Below are 21608 nucleotides of genomic sequence, written 5' to 3'. Positions count from 1 at the left end.
CCCCGCGAGCCCGCGCTCGCGGGGGCCGGGCCGTGGGTGTTCCGGATTTTCCGGCGCCGCCCGGCGGCTCGCGGGGAGGCGTTCAAGCGGAGCCTCCGGTTTCGCGGTGGATGGCTTGAATATGTCCCTGTGGGCGAGTGTCGGCTTTGGGCTGAAGGATGAGTTCCAGCCAATCTTAAGGTGATCGATCAGCTTTCGGTCAGGGTGTCCCACCAGCCACTCGGCTTATGTCACGACCCTTTTCTGTCAGCGGCAGACAGGTAGGCTGCTCAGGCTGGCCGGGCTCGGTCAGTGATGGGGGGAGATCCATTGGGCGAGCGGCTCAGTTTCAGAATTCTTGGTCCACTTATGGCCACCGCGGGGGAGCGGGCGGTTCAGGTGGGGGGTGCCCGGCAACGTACGATTCTGGCCCTTCTGCTCCTGAGTCCCGGGCGGATTGTGCCAGTTGACACTCTTGTGGATGTAGTGTGGAACGGCAGGCCTCCTGCCACTGCGCGGACGCAGGTGGCCATTGTCATCGCCGCCCTGCGGAAATCCTTCAAGAGCGAAGGCGTGAGCGACGAGGTCATCGTCACCGCGCACCCCGGGTACCTGTTGCGTGCGGACGGGCACGCGCTGGACACCGTCACCTTCACCGGGCTCGTCGCCGAGGCCGAGACCGCCGTCCGCGAGGCCCGGCCGGCCGACGCGGCCCGCGGCTACGCCGAAGCCCTCGCCCTCTGGCGCGGCCCCGCGCTCGCCGGGGTGACCGGCCAGCTCGTCGAGGACGAGGCCGCCCGCTGGGAAGAGGTGCGGATCAACGCCTACGAGGCGATGACCGGCGTCCAGCTGGAGCTCGGCCGCCACCAGCTGCTGCTGCCCGAACTGGCCGCGACCGTACGGGAACACCCCCTGCGCGAGCGCACGCGCTACCACTTCATCCTGGCCCAGTACCGCTCCGGGCGGCGGGCCGAGGCCATGGAGAGCTTCCGCGAGGCGAGACGCCAGCTCATCGACGAACTGGGCATGGAACCGGGCCCCGAGCTCCAGGAACTGCACGACGCGATCCTGCGCGACGACCCCGCCCTGGCCTTCGAGGCGCTGCCACCCGCCGCCACGGCCGACGCGGCGGCGGAGGCTTTAGGAGTACGCGGCCACGTCGTCCCCTCCGAACTGCCGCCCGACGTACCGGGCTTCGCGGGACGCGGTGAGGAACTCGCCGCCCTCGACACCCTGGTGGACGGGCAGGGCGAGGGCAGCCGCGCGCCCACCGTCGGGCTGATCACCGGCGTCGCGGGCGTGGGCAAGACCGGCCTCGCCGTCCGCTGGGCGCACCGGGTTACCGAACAGTACCCGGACGGACGGCTGTTCGCCGACCTCCGCGGATATGACGAGCACCACGCCCCGACCACCGCCGGCGACATCCTCAGCCGCTTCCTGCGCTCCCTCGGGGTGGAGAGCGACGACGTGCCCAACGGCCTGGAGGACCGGATCGCGCTGTACCGCAGCGTGCTCTCCGAACGCCGGGTGCTGCTCGTGCTGGACAACGTACGGACGTTCGCGCAGATCCGGCCGCTGCTGCCCGGCAGCGGCGGCTGCACCGTCCTGGTCACCAGCCGGGAGCAGCTGGAGCAACTGGTCACCTGGCCGCCGCGGGCCCGGGTCCACCTCGGGGTGCTGCCCGAGGACGAGTCGGTCGAGCTGCTCGGCCGGATCGTGGGCGAGGCCCGGATCCTCGCCGCGCCCGAGGACTCGGCCCGCCTCGTCGAGCTGTGCGACCGGCTGCCCCTCGCGCTGCGCATCGCCGCCGCCCGGCTGGCGTCCAAGCCGCACTGGTCGGTGCGGCACCTCGTCACCCGGCTCAGCGACGGGCGGCGCCGGCTGGACGAGCTCAGCCAGGGCGAGTCCCAGGTCCGGGCCAGCTTCGAGCTGAGCTACCGCTACCTCCACAAGGACGCGGCCCGGCTCTACCGGTACCTCGGGCTGCTCGCCGTACCCGACTTCACCGCCTGGTCCGGGGCCGCGCTCATGGACCAGGACGTCCTGGACGCGGAACGGCTCATCGAGCACCTCGTGGACGCGCAGTTCCTGGAGGTCGTCGGGGTCGACGCCACCGGGCAGCTGCGCTACCGCTTCCAGAACCTGATGCGGCTCTACGCGGAGGAGCTGGCCCGCGCGGAGGAGAGCGAGGAGGACCGGCTGGCCGCGTGCGAGCGGGTCTTCCGTACCTGCCTGACCATCGCCGAACAGGGATTCCGGCGGGAGAACGGCGGCGACCACGTCTCCGTGCGCGGTGACGCACCCCGCCGGGAGATCGACCCCGTCCTGCTGGAGGAGCTGCTCTCGGCCCCGCTGGAGTGGTTCGAGGCCGAACGGCTCTCGCTCGTCGCCGTGGTGGAGCAGTCGGCGCGGATGGGCATGGCCGATCTGGCCTGGGGGCTGGTCATGTCCATGGAGGTGCTGTTCGAGACGCGCAACTATCCGGAGGACTGGCGCCGGTGCAGCGAGTACGCCCTGGAGGCGGCCCGCACCGCGGGCAACCTGCGCGGCCAGGCGGCGATGGAGCAGCAGCTGGGCGTGATCAACATGCGGCTGCGCAGGCTGACCGACTCGACGGCCCGGCAGGAGGCCGCCCTCGCGCTCTACACGCGGGCGGGGGATCCGCTCGGGCGGGCACTGGTCCTGAGCGACCTCGCGTTCATCGACCGCATCCGGGGAGAGTACGACCGGGGAATGGAACGGCTGCGGGAGGCCCTTCCGGTGTTCCGGACGACGGGCAACCGCTCCTCCGAGGCGTACGCACTCCAGAACATGGCCCAGTTCGCCCTCGATCAGGGGCAGCCGGAGGTCGCGTTGGAGCTCGGCCGCGAATCCGTGCGCGTCTGCGAGAGCATCGGAGGCAAGCGGCGCAGCATGGCGCTGGCCACGCACCGGCTGGCGGGCGCCCACCTGGCACTGGGGCAGCTGGCGGAGGCCGAACGGGGGTTCAGCCGGGTCGTGGAGATCGTCAAGGAGATCTCCGACCTGCTCGGCCTCGCCCACGCACTCCTGGGACTCGCGGAGACCCGGTTCCAGGCCGGTGCCGTGGAGGCGGCCGAGAGGACCTTCCTGGAGGCGCTTGAGGTGGCCGGGCGCACCAAGAGCCCGATGATCGAGGGGCAGATCCGGCTGGCGCTCGGTGAGGCGTACCGGGGGAGCGGGCGCGAGGAGGAGGGGCGGGCCCATGTGGCGGCCGCGCTCGGCGTCTTCCAGGGCATCGGCGCCCCGCCGTGGGAGGAGAAGGCGGCCCGGGCGCTGGCCCGGGCCTGAGGTGCGCCGTGTCCCACCGGACCGCACTCCGGGGAGACGCGTATCCGCCCAATAACCCGGCGATAAAGCCGGTCCCTAGCGTCATCGCAGACGAGAAAACTGCCGAGTTGTGGAGTCTGCGATGTCACGTACGGTCGGTGCGCCCTCTTTTGCCGTGATCCCCGGCGCCCAGGTGCACGAAGTCCTCGAAGGCCGCGCGCCCGAGGTGGTCGGATTGATCGAATCCGCTTATCGGGTGCACGGTGAGGGCGGGACGGTCAATCCGCCGTCCTATTTCCTGCGCTTTCCCGACCGCCCGACCTCGCGCATCATCGCGCTGCCGGCTTCGATCGGGGGAGAGGCCCCGGTCGACGGACTGAAGTGGATTTCCAGCTTCCCCGAGAATGTGGCGGCCGGAATTCCGCGCGCCTCCGCCGTATTGATCCTCAACGACCCGGAGACCGGATACCCGCTCGCCTGCCTGGAATCCTCGATCATCAGCGCGGCGCGCACCGCGGCCTCCGCCGCGCTCGCCGCCGACCGGCTCAGCCCGCAGGGCCGCCGCCCGCGCCGCGTCGGCTTCTTCGGCGTCGGCCTGATCGCCCGCTTCATCCACCAGTACCTGGCGGGCACGGGCTGGGAGTTCGACGAGATCGGCGTCCACGACCTGTCCACCGAGCACGCCGAGGGCTTCGCCGACTACCTCACCCGCTCGGGCGAGGAGGGCCCGGTCACCGTCCACGACAGCGCCGAGAAGCTGATCCGCTCCAGCGACCTGGTCGTCTTCGCGACCGTCGCAGGCACCCCCCACGTCAGCGACCCGGACTGGTTCGCCCACAACCCCCTGGTGCTGCACGTCTCCCTGCGCGACCTGTCACCCGAGGTGATCCTCTCCGGCTTCAACGTCGTCGACGACATCGAGCACTGCCTGAAGGCCGACACCTCCCCCCACCTGGCCGAACAGCTCACCGGCAGCCGCGATTTCGTCGACGGCACCCTCTACGACGTGCTCTCCGGGCAGCTGGAGGTCCCCGCGGACAAGCCCGTCTTCTTCTCCCCCTTCGGCCTCGGCGTGCTCGACCTCGCGGTCGGCCGGCACATCCACGACACCCTCCGGGCTCAGGAACGCCTCACGGTCGTCGAGGACTTCTTCCACGAGATGCGCCGCTACGGCTGAGTCACCCCGCACCCCGCACCGCCGCCACACACCCCTCCGCGAACACGCGCCACGGCCGCCCCGAACGGCCCCGAGCCATCCGAGGAAGTGATTCAGTGACCACACTGCTCGACACCACCACTCGGGCGCCGGCCGATCACGGCCGGTCCCCCCTCCCCGTCAGAATCGAGGAGACCCTCCTCGACCCGCACCCGCCCATGGAGCTGTACGAGGCCCTGCGGGCGCGGTTCGGGGAGGACGTGTTCCTCCTGGAGTCCCTGGAGAGCCCCGAGTTCGACGGGAACTCCGCCGTCGTCGGCTTCGGCCGGCTCGCCGAGCTGCGCGTCCACCCCGGGCGGATCTCCGCCGCCGGGGTGCCGCCCGTACTGGCCGAGCTGTCCCGGGTCGCCGACCGGCTCGGCCTGGCCACCGGCCCCGGCGGCGACCGCCTCTTCGAGCGGCCCGAGCAGGTCTGGGACGTACTGCGCGCCGTCCAGGCCTCCTTCGACGTCGACAGCGCCCGCCCCGAGTACGCCTTCGGCTTCCTCGCCACCATCGGCTACGGAGCCGCCTGGTACATGGAGGAGCTGCCCGAACGGGACGGCGCCGACGGCCCCGACCTCGTCCTGACCCTGTTCCAGGACACCGTCTGGTACGACCTGGACGCCGGTACGGCCGTCCGGCTCGCCGCCCGCAGCGAGGCCTTCGGCCCCGACGGCGGCCCCGCCGCCCGTACCGACCTCGCCGGGATCGTCGAGCGGCTCACGGCCGGGATGACCGAGCCCGCGGGCCGGACCCCCGAGGCCCCCGCCCCCTCCGCCGTCCGCGACAGCACCGACGAGGAGGCCTTCCGGGCCCACGTCGAGCGCTGCCTGCGCCACATCGGCGTCGGCGACATCTACCAGATCCAGATCGGCCACCGCATCGAGGTGGACAGCGCGCTGACCCCGGCGGAGGTCTACCGCAGGCTCCGCGCCCGCAACCCCTCCCCGTACATGTACCTCGTCCCGCGCTGCGGATCCACGCTGATCGGGGCCAGCCCCGAGGTGCTCTTCCGTACCGAGGGCGACCGGATCGTCATGCGCCCCATCGCCGGCACCACCCCGCGCAGCGGGGACCCGGAGGTGGACGGGCCCCGCATCGAGGCCCTGCTGGCCAGCGAGAAGGAGCGGGCCGAGCACGTGATGCTCGTCGACCTCTGCCGCAACGACATCGGCCGGGTCTGCCTGCCCGCCACCCTCGACGCCCCCGAGGTGATGACGGTCGAGACCTTCTCGCACGTCTTCCACCTGGTCTCCACCGTCGAGGGCCTGCTCGCGCCCGGCGAGGACACCTGGTCGGCGCTGCGGGCCACCTTCCCCGCCGGGACGGTCACCGGAGCCCCCAAGATCCGCGCCATGGAGATCATCTCCGAACTGGAGAGCGATTCCCGGGGCATGTACGCGGGAGCCGTCGGCCTGGTCGACGTTCGCGGCTGGTCCCGGCTGGCGCTGTGCATCCGTACGGTCACCCACGAAGGGGCGACGTACTCCACCCAGAGCTGCGCCGGCATCGTCGCGGACTCCTCGCCCGCCGCGGAGTGGCGCGAGACCCTGCACAAGATGGGGGCGGCCTACTGGGCGCTCACCGGTGAGGAGCTGCTCCCGTGAAGGTCCTGCTCGTCGACGCGTACGACAGTTTCACCCACATCATCGACCAGTACCTGCGCACCCTCGGCGCCACCACCGAGGTCGTCCGATCCCGCACCGAGAGCCCCGGCCAACTCGCCGCCCGGCAGCCCGACGCGGTGGTCCTCGGCCCCGGCCCGGGACACCCCGCCGAGTCCGGGCACGTCGAGCTCGTGCACCGCTTCGCCGGACGGGTGCCGCTGCTCGGCATCTGCCTCGGCCACCAGGCCATCGGCCTCGCCCACGGGGGCACCGTACGGGTCGCCGACCGGCTCAAGCACGGCAAGACCAGCGAGGTCTCCCACGACGGCGCCGGGGTCTTCGCCGGGCTCGGCAGGACCATGACCGCCACCCGCTACCACTCGCTCATCGTCGCGGAACCCCTGCCGCAGGAGCTGATCGCCACCGCGCACGCCGTCGACGACGGCTACGTGATGGGGCTGCGCCACCGGACCCTCGCCGTCGAAGGGGTCCAGTTCCACCCCGAGTCGATCACCACCGTCGGAGGCATGCGGCTCCTGCAGAACTTCCTCACCACCGCACGGACCCAGCAGCCCGCAGACACCCTCGCCGGGTGACGAAGGAGCAACTCGTGGAGCACGTGGATTCCTGGCGGGCCCTGCCCGCGGCACAACAGCCCGAATGGCCCGACGCGGCGGCCCTGGACGCCGTACGGGCCGAGCTGCGCGACACCGTTCCGCTCGTGGTCGCCGCCGAATGCGAGCAGCTCAAACAGCGCCTCGGCGCCGTCGCCCGGGGCGAGGCCTTCCTGCTCCAGGGCGGGGACTGCGCCGAGACCTTCGCGGACGTCCGCGAGGACTCCGTACGCCGCAAGGTGCGCACCCTGCTCCAGATGGCGCTCGTCCTCCAGTACGCCGCCTCCGTGCCGGTCGTGAAGATCGGCCGGATGGCGGGCCAGTACGCCAAACCCCGCTCGAAGCCGACGGAGACCCGCGGCGGGCTCACCCTGCCCGCCTACCGGGGCGACGCGGTCAACGGATTCCCCTTCGAGCCGGCCGAACGCGACCCCGATCCGCGCCGCCTGCTGCGGATGCACCAGGCGGCCTCAGGCACGCTGAACCTCGTACGCGCCTTCACCACCGGCGGCTACGCGGACCTGCGCCAGGCGCACGCCTGGAACCAGGACTTCGTGGCCCGCTCGCCCGTCGGCGAGCGGTACGCGGCGCTCGCCACCCAGATCGACCAGGCCCTGAACTTCATGCGGGCCTGCGGGGCCGACGAACGCATCCAGCACGCCGTGGAGTTCTTCGTCAGCCACGAGGGACTGCTGCTGGAGTACGAGGAACCGCTGGTCCGCGAGGACCCGGCGACCGGACGGCGCTACGCGACCAGCGGCCACATGCTGTGGATCGGGGAGCGCACCCGGGACCTCGACGGGGCCCACGTGGAGTTCTTCTCGAAGATCTCCAACCCGATCGCCGTCAAGCTCGGGCCGGGCACCGATTCCGACACGGTGCTGCGGCTGATCGACCGGCTCGATCCCGAACGGGAGCCCGGCCGGCTCACCTTCATCGTCCGCATGGGCGCCGGCCGGGTCCGCGACCGGCTGCCCGTGCTGGTGGAGAAGGCGGCCGCGGAGGGGGCGCCGGTGGCGTGGGTGAGCGATCCCATGCACGGCAACACCTTCGAGGCGCCGTCGGGCCTCAAGACCCGCCGCTTCGACGACATCGTCGACGAGGTGAAGGGCTTCTTCGAGGTCCACCGCGAGCTCGGGACGCATCCCGGGGGCGTGCACCTGGAATTCACCGGGGGCGACGTCACCGAATGCGTGGGAGGCGGTGAGGAAGTGAGCCTCGACGAACTGAGCGAGCGCTACGAATCCACGTGCGACCCGAGACTCAATCGCACCCAGTCGCTGGATCTGGCCTTCCTGGTGGCTGAAATGTACCGGGAACGCTAAGCCTCCGCTTCGCGACCTGTCGACCAGCGATATCCGAGAAGTCCTCCAGCGCCCCTCAAGCGGCTTCGCAACGGTCGTCAAGGGCGGTTCCGATGCCGAATATCGTCATCGGGGCCAGCCCTGACCAGCGGTTATATCGTTCTTATCGAAATGGCGCGGCCCCCGAAGACGCGGCGATATCGGCTCGAAGCCGCTCCTTCCTAGTGTTCTTCTCACCGGAACGGACCGGAACTCGAGCAGTACTCAACGGGGGAGAAGAACCGAGATGCAGAACACCTTGCGCACCCAGGTCAAGCGGATCACCGTCGCGGTCATCGCCGTCACCGCGATCGCCGGCGGCGTACAGATCGCCGGCGAGAGCCCGGTGGCGACCGCGAACAGCGTCACCGCGAACGCCACCACCCCGGAGGCCCCGGCCGCGGCCCCGACCCCCACGCCGTCGTCCTCCAAGAACGGCGAGGAGTGGGGCTGAGCCTCGGGGCTCCACCCCACGACTCACCCAGGGAGAACCAAGTGACCACCGTCAGACCGGAACCGGGCCGGGGCCAGCGCAGCTGGCCCGCCCTGCTGGAGGTCCTGCTCGCCGGCCGGGACCTGGCCGCCGCCGACACCGCCTGGGCCATGCACCAGGTGATGCGCGGCGAGGCCACCGACGCACAGCTCGCCGGCTTCCTCGTCGCCCTGCGGGGCAAGGGGGAGACGGTCGGCGAGCTGGAGGGCCTGGTCCGCGCCATGCTCGACCACGCGGTACCCCTCGACGTACCCGGCGCCACGGTCGACGTGGTCGGCACGGGCGGCGACGGGGCCCGTACGGTCAACATCTCGACCATGTCCGCGATCGTCGCGGCCGGCGCCGGGGCCCGGGTCGTCAAGCACGGCAACCGGGCGTCGAGTTCCGCCTCGGGGTCGGCGGACGTGCTGGAAGCGCTCGGGGTGACCCTGCGGCTGGAGCCGGCGCGGGTGGCGGCCCTGGTGGAGGAGGCGGGGATCACCTTCTGCTTCGCCCCCGACTTCCACCCGTCCATGCGGTTCGCCGCGCCGGTGCGCAGGCAGCTCGGCATCCCGACCGTCTTCAACGCCCTCGGGCCGCTGACCAACCCGGCGCGCCCCACCGCCCAGGCGGTCGGCGTGGCCGACGCCCGGCTGCTCCCGCTGATCGCGGGGGTACTGGCCCGCCGGGGCGGCAGCGCCCTGGTGTTCCGCGGCGACGACGGGCTCGACGAGCTCAGCGTCACGACCACCTCGACCGTGCTGAGCGTCGAGGGGGGAAGGGTCCGGGAGGAATCCTTCGACCCCCGCGACATCGGCATCGCGTTCGCGCCCGTCGACGCCCTGCGGGGCGCGGACGCCGCGCACAACGCGATGGTGGCCCGGCGGCTGTTCGCCGGTGGGGAGCGGGGCGCGGTGCGCGACGCGGTGCTGCTCTCCGCGGGCGCCGCGCTGGCCGCCGCCGAACCCGCCCGGGGCCGTACGGTCACCGAGCGGCTGCGCGAGACGGTCGCCGTCGCGGCCCGGTCCCTCGACTCGGGCGCCGCGCAGGCCGTATTGGAGCGCTGGGTACGGGCGGCGGCCGGACACGCCGCCACGCCGCTCGCCACGGCGGGGCGGTGAGCGGCGGAACGAGGACGTAGCACGACGGTGCGGCCGTACCGGTCCCTGGGAGGGGGACGGCACGGCCGCACGGCCGATCGCGAGCAGGAACGTACGCGGGAACGCCGGCGGTTATCGGTTCAGGAGACGCCCGCCTTGGCCGGCAGCAGCACCGGTTCGTGGACCAGGGGCCCGTCGGCCACGTCGTCGGCTTCCTTGTCCGACGGGATCCCCCTCCGGATCCAGGACAGCGCGGGAGAGGTGATCGCCGTGGTGAGCAGGGCCATCAGGACCAGCATCGTGAACAGGCTGGGCCCGATCACCCCCAGCTCCAGCCCCAGGTTCAGCACCACCAGCTCGGTCAGGCCGCGGCAGTTCATCAGGGCGCCGATCGACATGGCGTCCCGCCAGGACTGGCCGGTGGCCCGCGCCGCGGAGGTGCTGCCGCCCCACTTGCCGAGGAAGGCGACGACCATGATGGCCAGGGCCCACAGCCACATCATCGGGTCGGAGATCAGCAGCCCCACATCGGTGCGCAGACCGGTGTTGACGAAGAACAGCGGCAGCAGGATCGGGATGGTGAAGGCCCGCAGCCGCGCCGCGCAGAGCTCGATCACCCGGGAGCCGCGGGGGGTGATCACACCGAAGACGAAGGCGCCGAACAGCGCGTGCACGCCGATCTTGTCGGTGGTGAAGGCCGACAGGCACAGCCCGCTGAACAGCACGACCAGGACGACCGAGTCCACGGTCCGGGCGGCCCGCTCGGCCCACTTGGCCAGCAGCGGCCGGACCGCGTAGATCATGAAGGCCAGGAACAGGGCCGCGAGCGCGGCGGTGGTGAAGGCCTCCAGCGGGGAGCTGCTGGTACTGACGGCGACCACCGCGGCCAGCAGGCACCAGGCGGTCACGTCGTCGACCGCCGCGCAGGCCATCGCGAGGGCGCCGATCCGGGTGTTGTAGAGCCCCCGGTCGGTCAGGATCCGGGCGAGCACCGGGAACGCCGTGATGCTCATGGACACCGCGATGAACAGCACGAAGGCGAGCTTGGAGACCCCGTCGGGGGCCAGCGAGTCGTACATCAGCAGGGCCAGTCCCGAGCCGAGGACCAGCGGGAGCGCGATGCTCGCCTGACTGACGGCGATGGCGGTACGGCTGTGCCCGCGCAGGGCGGAGAGGTTCAGCTCCAGGCCCACCAGGAACATGAACGCCAGCAGACCGATGTTTCCGAACGCCCCGGTGAACGGCAGGACCGTCCCGGGGAACAGCCATGTCTGGGCCGAGGGCCACAGCCAGCCGAGCAGCGAGGGTCCCAGCAGGATGCCGACGGCGATCTCGCCGACCACCGGCGGCTGACCGAAACGGCGGAAGAGCATCGCGCCTGCCTTGCACGCGATGATGACCGCGGGGATCGCGATCAGCAGGTCGGGCAGCGGGTCACGGGCGGACACGGGCCGCCTCCTTCGGCGTCGACGGTGCGGTGAGCGCGGCGGGGACCGCCGGCGGGGGCGGGGCCGCGGCGGGCGGGCCCGGGACGGCGGTGGCATCGGTCCAGCGGGCGTATCTGCGCTTGCCGTACAGCAGGGGTTCCTCCTCGTCGCGCAGTGAGACCCGGTGGACGCGGACGAACACCGCGGTGTGGTCGCCGAATTCGACGGCGTCGACCACCTCGCCGTCGGCTATGGCGTGCGCGGCCGCCGCCAGGTGCGGGCCGCCTGCCCCCAGCGGGAGCCGCCACTCGGTGCGCGCGAAGCGGTCCGGCGCCCCCGAGGCGAACAGGTCGGAGACGGGACGGGCGTTCTCGTGCAGCAGGTTGACCGCCACCTGCCCGGTCTCCAGCACGGCCCGCACGGTCGGGCTCTGCGTACGCAGGCACAGCACGATCGTGGGCGGGGAGAGGGCGACGCTGGCCAGGGAGCTGCAGGTCATGCCGCGCGGCTCGGAATCCGCACCGATCGTGGTGATCACCGAGACGCCGGAGGGGAAGGCCGACATCAGGGGCCTGATGTCGGCTTCGGCCGCGCCGTCGGACTGGCCGGCGCGGAGGGACGGGGAGGGCTGGGAGGCGCGTGACATCTGTGGGGACTCCTGGGGATCGGGGTGCGGCGCGGGCCCGGAAGCCGGGGGGAGGGACCGGCTCCGGGCCTGCGCACCGGAAGGGAGGAGACTGCTTACTTGCCGTGCAGTTGGCGCAGATAGTCGTAGGCGCTCGGCAGCGTGTCGAGGAGGTGCTCCTGCTCCTGCTTGACCTTGCCGAACATGGCCTCGGCGCCCGCCACGGAATCCGGCTTGTGCGCGAGGACGGGCAGCGGGGCGTCCGGCTCCAGGCCGAGGCCCGCGAAGACGCAGTAGTAGCTGCCGTTGGTCCAGAAGTTGCGGAATTCCGCCTCGAAGTTGCCGTAGTACGTGGACTCGTCGGCGATCGGGGAGTTGATCGCGAGGCCGGCCTTGTACGCGGAGATCTTCTCCTGGATGTTCTTCGGGAGCGTCAGTTCCTTGTTCGCCCGCCAGAACGGGGTGTCGTTGCGCGGCGCGTAGTAGAAGTGCGCCTGGATGAAGTCGCGGGTGTCGTCGAACATCACCTCGATCTCGCGGTTGAAGCTGTTGGCCAGCTCCGGGTGGAAGTCGCGGTCCGGGAAGTGCTTGGCGAGCTGGTAGATGGCGGCGGTGATGAAGTAGATGCCGGTCGATTCCAGCGGCTCCAGGAACGCGGAGGAAAGTCCGATGCTCACCACGTTGTTCACCCAGGCGCGGCGGTTGCGGCCCACCCGGAACTTCACGTGGTTGAACTTCGTGGTCTCCGGGTCCAGACCCCAGAGGGCGCTGAATTCCTTGGTCGCCTCCTCCTTCGTCGTGAACTTGCTGGAATAGACGTAGCCGGAGCCGAAACGGCCCAGCATCGGGATCTTCCAGGTCCAGCCGGAGGTCATCGCGATGGCGGAGGTGTACGGCTCGATGCCGTTGGCCTCGTCGTCGTGCGGCACGGCGGTGGCGACGGCGCTGTCGCACAGCAGGTGGTCGCTCATGTCGATGAACGGCTCTTCCAGGGCCTGGTTGATGAGCAGGCCGCGGAAGCCGGAGCAGTCCACGAACAGGTCCGCGTCCAGGACCCGGCCGTCCTTGGTGTGCAGGGCCTTGATGAAGCCGCGCTCGTCCTTCTCCGCGTGCGTCATCTCGCCCTGGACGTGGTGGACGCCCTGCTTCTCGGTGGCGAAGCGGCGCAGGAAGTCGGCGACCAGCGCGGCGTCGAAGTGCCAGGCGTAGCGGGTGGACGGGTTGCCGTCGAGCCACTTCGGGGACTTCTTCGCGTCCATGACGGGGGGCTCGCGGAAGCACGCGTAGTCGAACGGCTCCTCGGTCTGGCCCTCCAGCTTGCGCTTGGCCCAGTAGTGCGACATCGGGACGTTGTCGCTGTCCGGCAGGATGCCGAACGGGTGGTAGAAGTGGTCCGGGCCGCCGTTCTCCAGCTCACGGGCGTTCGGCTCGCCCTGGCCGCCGGTCCGCCAGTTCACGAAGCGCACGGCCATCTTGAAGCTGGCGTTGCACTCCCGCATCCACTCCTCCTCGGCGATGCCGAGGTAGTCGAAGAGGACCTTGTGGAGGTTGGGGACGGTGGCCTCGCCGACACCGATCCGCGGAATCGCCGGCGCCTCGAGCACGGTGATGTCCACGGTGCCCTGGAGCGCCTTGCCGAGATAGGCGGCGGTCATCCAGCCGGCGGTTCCGCCGCCGAGGATGACGACTTTCTGAATGCGCGAGTCGGTGCCGGTCATGTGAGGGACTCTCTCTTCCGTCAGCGTGGGGGAGTTCCGTGTTGCGATGTGGAAGAGATTCGGGCCGACGACTATGCGCCACCTATAACCAGCCGTATGGCATCGATATAGCGGATTGGCCGAATCTCGGTCACGCCGTATCCGCACCCCGCAACTCCCAGCAGAGGATGGCTGCATCAGATGCCGTACGACGAAGGGACGAAGGGAATCCTCTCCACCGTGGGAGGAACTCCGCTCATTGAACTGGAGCGTTTGCTGCCGGGCCTCGGCTCGCGGGTGTTCGCCAAGGTCGAGCGGTTCAATCCCGGAGGAAGTATCAAGGACCGCTCGGCACTTTCCATGGTGCTGGCGCGCATCAGGACCGGGGAACTCGTCCCCGGTAAATCAACCGTGATCGAGTCGAGTTCGGGCAATCTCGCGATCGGGCTCGCCCAGATCTGCGGGTACTTCGGACTGCGCTTCATCTGCGTGGTGGACGCCCGGACGACCCGGCAGAACGTCGCGATCCTGCGGGCCTACGGGGCCGAGGTCGAGATCGTCGTCGACCCCGATCCGGCCACCGGGGAACTGCTGCCGGCCCGGCTGCGCCGGGTGGCCGACCTCGTCGCCGAGACCCCCGACGCGTACTGGCCCGACCAGTACTCCAACCCGCTCAACCCCATCGCCCACCAGACCACCATGCGCGAGATCGCCGAGGCCCTCGACGGCCGCGTCGACCAGCTCGTCGTGGCCGCCGGCACCAGCGGAACGCTGGGCGGCTGCGCCGAGTACATCCGCCGGCACGGCATGACCACCACCATCAACGCGGTCGACGCCATCGGCAGCGTGCTCTTCGGCCCGCAGGAGCGCCGCACCCGGCTCATCCCGGGCCACGGCGCCTCGGTGGTGCCCCGCCTGCTGCGTCCCTCGGACGCCGACCGGGTCATCCACGTCGGCGACCTCGACTGCGTCGTCGGCTGCCGGCGCCTCGTCCGCGACGAGGCCGTCCTCGCCGGCGGCTCCTCCGGAGCCGTCGTCGCGGCGCTGGAACGGATCGCCCCGGACATCATCCCCGGCTCGAACGTGGTGCTCGTCCTGCCCGACGGCGGCGACCGCTACCTGGAGACGATCTACGACGACGCCTGGGTGTACCGCCAGTTCGGAGAGGTCTCGCACCTCTGGAAGGAGCCCCGCTCCGTGGGCCTCACCTCGCACCTGGTGGATATAGGCCACTGATAGCGGCCCCTCCCACCATCGAGTCATCGGTAACCACGCAAGACCCCCGCCCCCCGCCATCCCTTCACCGGAGGAACAACAGATGACCACCCAGATCCCCGCCCTCGACGCCGGGCGCAAGGAGCAGATCAAGGACATCGTCTGCGACATCCTCGAACTCGACCTCGACGAGGTGACCGAGACGAGCCTCTTCAAGGAGGAGCACGACGCCGACTCCCTGCGCACCATCGAGATCCTGGCCTCGCTGGAGCGGGTCTTCGGCATCACGCTGGAGCAGTCCGAGCTCAGCCGCATGGTCAACCTGGTCGGCGTGTACGCCGTGATCGCGGAGGCCGAGGGCAAGTGACCTCCGAGACGGCCGCGACGGGGCAGCGCGCCGCTGCCCGGCACCGGGTGGTGATCACAGGTCTCGGTGTCGTGACGAGCATCGGCACGGGCGTGGACGCCTTCGCCGAAGGCCTGCGCGCCGGACGCAGCGGGGCGAAGCCCATCAGCGCGTTCGACACCACCGGCTTCGCCCACTCCAACGCCTGCGAGATCACCGATTTCGAGCCGGAGGCCTGGCTGCGCGAGCTGCCGGCCGACGAGCTCGGCCGGGCCGCCCAGTTCGCGGTCGCCGGAGCCCGCATGGCGGTGGCCGACGGCGGACTCACCGAGGCGGACGTCCGGGCCAGGCGCTCCCTGGTCTCGGTCGGCACCACCGACGGCGAGTCCCGCGACCTCGACCACCTCACCGGGCTCCAGGTCGCCGGGGACGAGGACGCCCTCGACCCGGTGGTCGCCCGCCGCGTCTGGCCGGGCCGGCTCTCCGCGGGCATCGTCCGCGAACTCGGCCTGGAGGACGTGGAGACGGTCACCGTCCCCACCGCCTGCGCCGCCGGGAACTACGCCGTCGGCTACGGCTACGACGCCATCAGCTCCGGAGACGTCGAGATGGCGCTGTGCGGCGGGGCCGACGCCCTGTGCCGCAAGACCTTCACCGGCTTCTACCGGCTCGGCACCATCGCCCCCGACGTGTGCAGGCCCTTCGACGCCGACCGGCAGGGCATCCTCACGGGCGAGGGCGCCGGCATCCTCCTCATGGAGTCGCTGGAGTCCGCGCTGGCCCGCGGCGCCCGGATCTACGCCGAGGTCCTCGGCTACGGCCTGTCCTGCGACGCCAGCCACCCCGTCGCCCCCGACCGGGACTCGATCGCCCGCTGCATCACCGCGGCGCACGCGAACGCCGGGATCACCCCCGCCGACGTGGACTTCATCTCCGCGCACGGCACCGGTACCAGGGCCAACGACGTCACCGAGGTCGGCGCGATCCGCCAGGTGTTCGGCGAGGACCTGCCGCGCACCGTCTCCATCAAGTCGATGATCGGCCACACCATGGGCGCCGCCAGCGCCCTGGCCTCGGCGGCCTGCGCCCTCGCCCTGCGCGAGGGGTTCATCCCGCCGACCATCAACCACCGCACCACCGACCCCGAGTGCGGCGTGGACTGCGTACCGAACGAGGCGGTCGAAGCCGACCTCAAGGTCGTGCAGAACAACGGACTCGCCTTCGGCGGCAACAACGCCGTGCTGGTCCTCGGCCACTGGGAAGAGAGGAGCGCAGTCGCATGACAGCAACAGCACCGGCGGAGCCCCGCGAGCGCCGGCTCGTCATCTCGGGCTGGGCGGTGACCTCCCCGTACGGGCTGGGCCGGCGGTCCTTCGCCGAGGGACTCCTCGCCCGGAAGACGGCGACCGCCGCCGTCGACCCCGCGCAGTGGCCCGTCCCGTACGAGGACGCGGGCCTGATCCCCGGCTTCGACATCAAGGCCGTCCTCGGCCGCAAGGGAACCCGGTCGATGGACCGGGCCACCGGGATCGCCGTCGTCACCGTCGGGGAACTCCTGGAGGACTTCGGCCAGGGCCTGGCCGCCGACCCGGAGAAGACCGGGCTGGTGCTCGGCACCTCCGGCAGCGTCCAGTCCATCATGGACTTCACCAAGGACGCCCTGACCGGCGAGAAGCCCTACCTGGTCGACCCGGCCCGCTTCCCCAACACCGTGATGAACTGCCCGACGGGCCAGAGCGCCATCCGGCACACCCTCAAGGGCCCCAACGTCACGGTGTCCGGCGGCTCGGCCACCGGACTGCTCGCCCTGAACTACGCCTCCCGGCTGCTGCGCGGCGGCCACGCCAACGCGCTGCTGGCCGGCGCGGCCGAGGAGTTCTCGGTGCAGCGCGCCCGCCTGGAGCGGGTCGCCGACCACGCCGGGGCCGAGGCCGACCCGCTCGGCGAGGGCGCCGCGCTGTTCCTGCTGGAGAGCGGGGAGGCCGCCCGCGAGGGGGGCCGGCGGGTGCTCGCCACCGTGCTCGGCTCCCGCTTCCGGGCCTTCCCGGAGACCGGCCGGGCCGGGGCCGCGCTGTCGCGCTGCGTCGCCGAGGTGCTCGCCGACGCGGGCGTGGGCCCCGAGGACGTCGCGCTGGTCGCGCCGGGCACCCCGCCGGGGCAGCTCGGCAAGCAGGAGGAGTCCGCGCTGGAGGGGATCGCGGGCGAGCGGATCGCCGTACGCCCCCTCGTCGGCGACGCGACGGCCGCCTCGGCCGCCTTCCAGCTGGCCGCGGTACTGGCCCACGCCGGTGCGGAGCCCGCCCTGGTGGACCGGCTCGCGCTGGTCACCGCCCTGGACCGGGACGGCACCGTCGGAGCCACCCTGCTGCGGCTGGGCCGCCCCCGGGGGGGGCGCGGCCGTCCGCGCCTCCCCCCCCGCATCACCCCCCGTACACACGCGCACCCGCGTCCCGAAGAGAGAGGCATCTATCCATGTCCGAGACACCGAGGCCGGTAGCCCTCGTCACCGGCGGCTCCCGCGGCATCGGCCGGGCCGTGGTGGAGACCCTGGCACGGGACGGCCACGACGTGGCGTTCTGCTTCCAGTCCAACGAGGAGGCAGCCCGGCTCGCCGCGAAGTCCGCGCAGGAGCTGGGGGCGCGGGTGCTGGCCCGCCGGGTGGACGTCACGGACCGCGAGCAGGTCCGGGCCTTCACCGCGGCGGCCGAGGCGGAGCTGGGCCCGGTGGAGGTGCTGGTCACCGCCGCCGGGATCGTCCGGGACAGCCACCTGGCGATGATGAAGGACGAGGACTGGGACGCGGTGGTCCGCACCAACCTCGACGGCACGTTCAACTTCGCCAAGGCGCTGGCCTTCCCGATGATGAAGCGCCGCCGCGGCACGATCATCACCCTGTCGTCGGTCGCCGCCGCGGGCAACGCCACGCAGAGCAACTACTCCGCGACCAAGGCCGGGATCATCGGCTTCACCAAGGCCCTGGCCAAGGAGTCCGGGCGCAGCGGCCTGCGGGCCAACGCCGTGGCACCCGGCTTCATCGCCACCGACATGGTCGGCGGCCTGTCCGAGAAGCACGCCCAGCAGATGACGGCGCGGATCCCGCTGGGCCGCTTCGGCGAGGCGCGGGAGGTCGCCGAGCTGGTGTCCTTCCTCGCCTCCGACCGTGCCGCGTACATCACCGGACAGGTCTTCCACATCGACGGCGGTCTGGTCGTCTGACCGGCCCACCCCGTCCGACCAGCCTGATTCACAGAGGAGTTCGACATGGCCGGCCGTGCCGCCAAACCGCCCCGGTTCTACTTCAACCTGCGCAGCCCCTACAACTTCTTCGCCCTGCACGACCTGGAGCGCGAGCACCCCGGGCTGCTCGACCGCGTCGAGTGGCGCCCCTTCTGGGAGCCCGACGAGACCAGCGCCGGGCTGCTGGACGCGGCCGGCGGGCAGTTCCCGTACACGCCCATGACGCGCGCGAAGCAGTTCTACATCCTGCGCGACGTACGCCGTCTCGCCGCCGACCGCGGCCTGGCGCTGACCTGGCCGGCCGACCGTGCGCCGTGGTGGGAGCCGGCCCACCTGGCCTGGTTCCTCGCCGTCGACGCGGGCCTGGGCCGGGAGTGGGTGGCCCGCGCGGGCCGCGCCCGCTGGCTGGAGGGGCGCGACATCTGCGACCCGGCGACCGTCGTCGAACTGGCCGTCGAGACCGGCCTCGACGCCGACGCCGTGGCCGCCGCGACCGACGATCCGCAGCTGCGCGAGCGGGCCGCCGCCGCGCTGATGGACGTGCACCGGGACGGGGTCTTCGGCGTCCCGTACCTGATCAACGGCAGCGAGCCCTACTGGGGCCTCGACCGGGTCCCCGCCTTCGCCGCCTCCTTCGGCGACGCCGCCCCCGCGGCCCCCGCCGCGCCGCCCGCCGACGCGGAGCTCGCGGTCGTCGGCGCCGGGCGGACCACGGACATGAGCCACGCGGGAGGCTGCGGATGAGCGCCGTGACCGAGGCGGCCGCGGTGGCCGGGCCGGCGGCGCGGTCCCTGCCGCTGACCGCGATCCAGCAGTCCATGTGGACGGCCTACCGGGTCTCGCCCGAGGCCTCCGCCTACAACATCGTCATGCCCCTGCGGCTGCGCGGCCGCGTCGACCCCGCCGCCATGGACGCCGCCGTCACCGCCGTCGGCGCCCGTCAGGAGCTGCTGCGCTCGGTCTTCACCGAGAGCGCCTCCGGCGTCCAGCGCACGGTCGGCGAACAGCCCCTGGTCCGCCTGGAGTTCCGCGACCTCGACGGCGCCGGCGAGAGCGCCCTGCACCGGGCCGCCGAGGAGGCCGGGGCCCGCCCCTTCCGCCTGGAGTCCGGAGCCTTCCGCGTGGTGCTGCTGCGCGACACCGACGAGGACTGGGCGCTGGTCACCTCCGCCCACCACATCGTCAGCGACTTCACCTCGCGCTGGCTGCTGGTCCGCGACGTCCTCGACGCCTACGAGGGGTTCGCGACCGGCGCGGAGCCGCGCTGGCGGCCCATCCCCGGCTCCTACGCCGACCACGCCGCCGAGGAGCTGCGCTACACCGCCTCCCCGTCGGGCCTGCGGGCGGCCGAGCTGTGGAAGGAGTCGGTCGGGCAGGCGCCCGCCGCCGAACTCCCCCTGGACCGCCCCCGGCCCGCCCTGCGCTCCTACCGGGGCGGAACCGTCGTACGGCAGCTCGCCGCGGAGAGCGCCGCCGGGCTGGCCCCGGCCGCCGCCGCGGCAGCGGTGACGCCCTTCGCGTACCTCCTCGGGGTCTTCCAGGCCCTCACCCACCGCTGGACCGGCCAGGACGCCTTCGTGCTCGGGGTGCCGGCCACCAGCCGGATGGGCCGCGCGCAGCGCGACGTCATCGGCTGCTTCCTCAACACCATGCCGGTCCGGGCCGACTTCACCCCCGGCTCCACCTTCCGCAGCGCCGCCGAGCAGGCCGGTCAGCGGGTCATGGGAGGCATGATGGGCGTCCGCTACCCCTGCGCGCTGGCCTTCCCCCGGGCCACGGTCTTCCGTACCGCGCTGTTCCTGGTCCAGATGGACCGGATGGAGCCGCCGGTGCCCAACGTCCCGCCGGGCGCGGCCGAGGGCCCGTCCGTCCCGTACGCCGGGCTGGACATCGCCCTGATCGACGTCCCGCAGCAGGAGGGCCAGCTGGACCTGCTGCTGCGGATCGAGCAGACCCCCGAGGGGGTCACGGCCGTCTTCTCGTACGACACGGACGTGCTGGACCGGGAGACGGTCGCGCGTTTCGCCGACGGGTACGAGCGGATGCTGGCGGCCGCCGTCGCCGGGCCGGACACCCCGGTCGCCGACGTGGAACTGGCCGCCGCGGGGGAGCTGGAGGCGCTGCTGGCGCTGGGCTCCGGCGGCGGCGCGGACTTCGGATCCTTCGATTCCGCCGACACCGTGGACGAGTTCGAATCCTTCGAGAGTGCCTGGGAGTACCGGTGAGCCTCAAGGTGGCCGTGATCGGCGCGGGACTCGGCGGCCTCACCGCGGCCGCCGCCCTGTACGCCCGGGGCCTGGACGTCGCCGTCTACGAGCGCGGCGCCGCCCTGCGCGAGCAGGGCGTGGGCCTGCACCTGGGCCCGAACGGGACCCGGCTGCTGGAACGCCTCGGCCTCGGCCCGCGCCTGGCCGAACTGGCGGTCCGCCCGGACGCCCTGGAGGTCCGGGCCTTCCACAACGGAGCGCGGGTCGCCGTGCAGGAGATGGGCGAGGACTGGGAGCGGCGGTTCGGCGCCCCCTACCTCACCGTCCACCGGGGCGACCTGCACCGGATGCTGGCCGGCCTGGTGCCCGACGGGCGGGTGCGCACCGGCAAGGAGCTCGTCCGCCACGAGGAGGGCCCCGGCGGGGTGTTCCTGGAGTTCGCGGACGGCACCACGGCCGAGGCCGACGTGCTGGTCGGCGCCGACGGGGTGCACTCCGCGGTGCGCCGCGCGGTGGCCGGCGAGGACGCCCCCGTGTACTCCGGGAACAGCGCGCTGCGCGGCCTGGTGGACGCGGCGGACGTGCCCTCGCTGGACCCGCGCCGGATGTACATGTTCGCGGGCCCCGAGGCCCGGGTGCTGTGCTATCCGGTCAGCGGCGGGCGGCGGTTCACGTACGTGGTGGTCGTCCCCGCCGCCGAGGGCGACGCGGAGTCCTGGACCAGCGCCACCGACCGGGCCGACCTGGACTCCGTCCTCACCGGCTGGGCGCCCGAGGTGCGCGAACTGGTCGGCGCGGCGGGCGAGGTGCGCCGCTGGGCCCTGTACGACCGGGCGCCGCTGGAGCGCTGGAGCACCCCCCGCGTCACCCTGCTCGGCGACGCGGCCCACCCGATGCTGCCCCACCACGGTCAGGGGGCCAACCAGGCCGTCGAGGACGCGGTGGCCCTGGCCCTGTGCCTCGCCCGGGCGGGCGCAGGCGCGGAGGGCGTCGCCGCCGCCCTGGAGCGCTACGAGTCGGTCCGCCGCCCGCACACCACCCGGGTCCAGCTCGGCTCGCGCACGGGCCGCCCCGCCCCGCGCGGGGACGGCCGCCCCGGCGGCGTCAAGGAGGCCGCCGAGGACGTGGGCTGGATCCTCGGCCACGACGTCGAGGCCGCCTTCGACACCCCCTTGAGCGGCGCCGCCGCCTGACCCCGCACCCCCCCGCACACCAGGGCCCCCGAGGCCGAACGGCGTCGGGGGGCCGCCGTG

At 72.2% G+C, this 21608-nt stretch carries 18 protein-coding genes; 15 read left to right on the top strand and 3 right to left on the bottom strand.

Annotated elements, in window-relative coordinates; translation table 11 throughout:
* Nucleotides 1-348: 348 nt before the first annotated feature.
* The 7 genes from ACFV0Q_RS20265 (at nt 349) to trpD (ending at nt 9622) form a co-directional block, all read left to right on the top strand.
* Complete coding sequence (locus ACFV0Q_RS20265) at nt 349-3288, top strand: BTAD domain-containing putative transcriptional regulator (protein WP_385007216.1); 2940 nt, start codon at nt 349-351, stop codon at nt 3286-3288.
* A 121-nt stretch (nt 3289-3409) separates the two neighbouring features.
* On the top strand, nt 3410-4444 hold the full coding sequence (sbnB, locus tag ACFV0Q_RS20260) for a 2,3-diaminopropionate biosynthesis protein SbnB (protein ID WP_385007214.1): 1035 nt from the start codon (nt 3410-3412) through the stop codon (nt 4442-4444).
* 95 nt (nt 4445-4539) lie between these two features.
* Nucleotides 4540-6072, top strand: a complete 1533-nt coding sequence (locus tag ACFV0Q_RS20255) for an anthranilate synthase component I family protein (protein ID WP_385007212.1) — start codon at nt 4540-4542, stop codon at nt 6070-6072.
* A complete protein-coding gene (locus ACFV0Q_RS20250; RefSeq protein WP_385007210.1) occupies nt 6069-6668 on the top strand; it encodes an anthranilate synthase component II in 600 nt (199 codons plus the stop codon). Before ACFV0Q_RS20255 ends, ACFV0Q_RS20250 begins: the two co-directional genes overlap by 4 nt.
* Nucleotides 6665-8011, top strand: a complete 1347-nt coding sequence (locus tag ACFV0Q_RS20245; protein WP_385007208.1) for a class II 3-deoxy-7-phosphoheptulonate synthase — start codon at nt 6665-6667, stop codon at nt 8009-8011. The genes ACFV0Q_RS20250 and ACFV0Q_RS20245 overlap by 4 nt, the downstream gene beginning before the upstream one ends.
* Before the next feature lie 265 nt (nt 8012-8276).
* Nucleotides 8277-8483 (top strand): hypothetical protein, encoded by a 207-nt coding sequence (locus ACFV0Q_RS20240; RefSeq protein WP_385007206.1) that lies wholly within the window; start codon nt 8277-8279, stop codon nt 8481-8483.
* Between the two features lie 41 nt (nt 8484-8524).
* Nucleotides 8525-9622, top strand: a complete 1098-nt coding sequence (gene trpD / locus ACFV0Q_RS20235; protein WP_385007204.1) for an anthranilate phosphoribosyltransferase — start codon at nt 8525-8527, stop codon at nt 9620-9622.
* Nucleotides 9623-9741: 119 nt separating this feature from the next.
* Here the strand turns inward: trpD and ACFV0Q_RS20230 are convergent, their stop codons facing one another.
* The 3 genes from ACFV0Q_RS20230 to ACFV0Q_RS20220 all read right to left on the bottom strand — a co-directional run bounded on the left by ACFV0Q_RS20230 (nt 9742) and on the right by ACFV0Q_RS20220 (nt 13371).
* The gene (locus tag ACFV0Q_RS20230) at nt 9742-11049 is read right to left on the bottom strand and encodes a cation:proton antiporter (RefSeq protein ID WP_385007201.1); all 1308 of its coding nucleotides are present in this window, start codon (nt 11047-11049) and stop codon (nt 9742-9744) included.
* Nucleotides 11036-11674 carry a flavin reductase family protein gene (locus ACFV0Q_RS20225; protein WP_385007199.1) on the bottom strand — a complete coding sequence of 213 codons (639 nt, stop codon included), beginning with the start codon at nt 11672-11674 and terminating at the stop codon, nt 11036-11038. Before ACFV0Q_RS20225 ends, ACFV0Q_RS20230 begins: the two co-directional genes overlap by 14 nt.
* Nucleotides 11675-11769: 95 nt before the next feature.
* Entirely contained in the window at nt 11770-13371 is a 1602-nt protein-coding gene (locus tag ACFV0Q_RS20220) for a tryptophan halogenase family protein (RefSeq protein WP_385007196.1), read from the bottom strand.
* 180 nt (nt 13372-13551) lie between these two features.
* Here ACFV0Q_RS20220 and sbnA point away from each other — a divergent pair, with 180 nt between their 5' ends.
* The 8 genes from sbnA (at nt 13552) to ACFV0Q_RS20180 (ending at nt 21548) form a co-directional block, all read left to right on the top strand.
* Nucleotides 13552-14586, top strand: a complete 1035-nt coding sequence (sbnA, locus tag ACFV0Q_RS20215; RefSeq protein ID WP_385007194.1) for a 2,3-diaminopropionate biosynthesis protein SbnA — start codon at nt 13552-13554, stop codon at nt 14584-14586.
* Nucleotides 14587-14668: 82 nt separating this feature from the next.
* Nucleotides 14669-14932: an acyl carrier protein gene (locus ACFV0Q_RS20210; protein ID WP_266843109.1), complete on the top strand. Its 264-nt coding sequence runs from the start codon at nt 14669-14671 to the stop codon at nt 14930-14932.
* Nucleotides 14929-16194, top strand: coding sequence for a beta-ketoacyl-[acyl-carrier-protein] synthase family protein (locus ACFV0Q_RS20205; RefSeq protein WP_385007192.1), 1266 nt, complete (start codon nt 14929-14931; stop codon nt 16192-16194). The genes ACFV0Q_RS20210 and ACFV0Q_RS20205 overlap by 4 nt, the downstream gene beginning before the upstream one ends.
* Entirely contained in the window at nt 16191-17408 is a 1218-nt protein-coding gene (locus tag ACFV0Q_RS20200) for a beta-ketoacyl synthase N-terminal-like domain-containing protein (RefSeq protein ID WP_385007190.1), read from the top strand. The genes ACFV0Q_RS20205 and ACFV0Q_RS20200 overlap by 4 nt, the downstream gene beginning before the upstream one ends.
* Nucleotides 17384-18127, top strand: coding sequence for a 3-oxoacyl-ACP reductase FabG (fabG, locus tag ACFV0Q_RS20195; protein WP_385007188.1), 744 nt, complete (start codon nt 17384-17386; stop codon nt 18125-18127). The genes ACFV0Q_RS20200 and fabG overlap by 25 nt, the downstream gene beginning before the upstream one ends.
* 45 nt (nt 18128-18172) lie before the next feature.
* Nucleotides 18173-18892, top strand: a complete 720-nt coding sequence (locus ACFV0Q_RS20190; RefSeq protein WP_385007186.1) for a 2-hydroxychromene-2-carboxylate isomerase — start codon at nt 18173-18175, stop codon at nt 18890-18892.
* Nucleotides 18889-20373: a condensation domain-containing protein gene (locus ACFV0Q_RS20185; protein WP_385007184.1), complete on the top strand. Its 1485-nt coding sequence runs from the start codon at nt 18889-18891 to the stop codon at nt 20371-20373. The genes ACFV0Q_RS20190 and ACFV0Q_RS20185 overlap by 4 nt, the downstream gene beginning before the upstream one ends.
* Entirely contained in the window at nt 20370-21548 is a 1179-nt protein-coding gene (locus tag ACFV0Q_RS20180; protein ID WP_385007183.1) for an FAD-dependent monooxygenase, read from the top strand. Before ACFV0Q_RS20185 ends, ACFV0Q_RS20180 begins: the two co-directional genes overlap by 4 nt.
* Nucleotides 21549-21608 lie beyond the last annotated feature (60 nt).

Origin of the sequence: Streptomyces sp. NPDC059564, from assembly GCF_042735575.1 — a bacterium.
In the GTDB taxonomy this organism is placed as follows: domain Bacteria; phylum Actinomycetota; class Actinomycetes; order Streptomycetales; family Streptomycetaceae; genus Streptomyces.
The sequence above is the reverse complement of the archived record's forward strand: the minus strand, read 5'-3'. Positions and strand labels throughout refer to the sequence as shown.

Bases quoted from the DNA above. Each gene is read 5' to 3' on its own strand.
- ACFV0Q_RS20265 (WP_385007216.1), top strand. From the start codon at position 349: ATGGCCACCGCGGGGGAGCGGGCGGTTCAGGTGGGGGGTGCCCGGCAA.
- sbnB (WP_385007214.1), top strand. From the start codon at position 3,410: ATGTCACGTACGGTCGGTGCGCCCTCTTTTGCCGTGATCCCCGGCGCC.
- ACFV0Q_RS20240 (WP_385007206.1), top strand. From the start codon at position 8,277: ATGCAGAACACCTTGCGCACCCAGGTCAAGCGGATCACCGTCGCGGTC.
- ACFV0Q_RS20225 (WP_385007199.1), bottom strand. From the start codon at position 11,674: ATGTCACGCGCCTCCCAGCCCTCCCCGTCCCTCCGCGCCGGCCAGTCC.
- ACFV0Q_RS20220 (WP_385007196.1), bottom strand. From the start codon at position 13,371: ATGACCGGCACCGACTCGCGCATTCAGAAAGTCGTCATCCTCGGCGGC.
- sbnA (WP_385007194.1), top strand. From the start codon at position 13,552: ATGCCGTACGACGAAGGGACGAAGGGAATCCTCTCCACCGTGGGAGGA.
- ACFV0Q_RS20210 (WP_266843109.1), top strand. From the start codon at position 14,669: ATGACCACCCAGATCCCCGCCCTCGACGCCGGGCGCAAGGAGCAGATC.
- ACFV0Q_RS20200 (WP_385007190.1), top strand. From the start codon at position 16,191: ATGACAGCAACAGCACCGGCGGAGCCCCGCGAGCGCCGGCTCGTCATC.
- fabG (WP_385007188.1), top strand. From the start codon at position 17,384: ATGTCCGAGACACCGAGGCCGGTAGCCCTCGTCACCGGCGGCTCCCGC.
- ACFV0Q_RS20190 (WP_385007186.1), top strand. From the start codon at position 18,173: ATGGCCGGCCGTGCCGCCAAACCGCCCCGGTTCTACTTCAACCTGCGC.
- ACFV0Q_RS20185 (WP_385007184.1), top strand. From the start codon at position 18,889: ATGAGCGCCGTGACCGAGGCGGCCGCGGTGGCCGGGCCGGCGGCGCGG.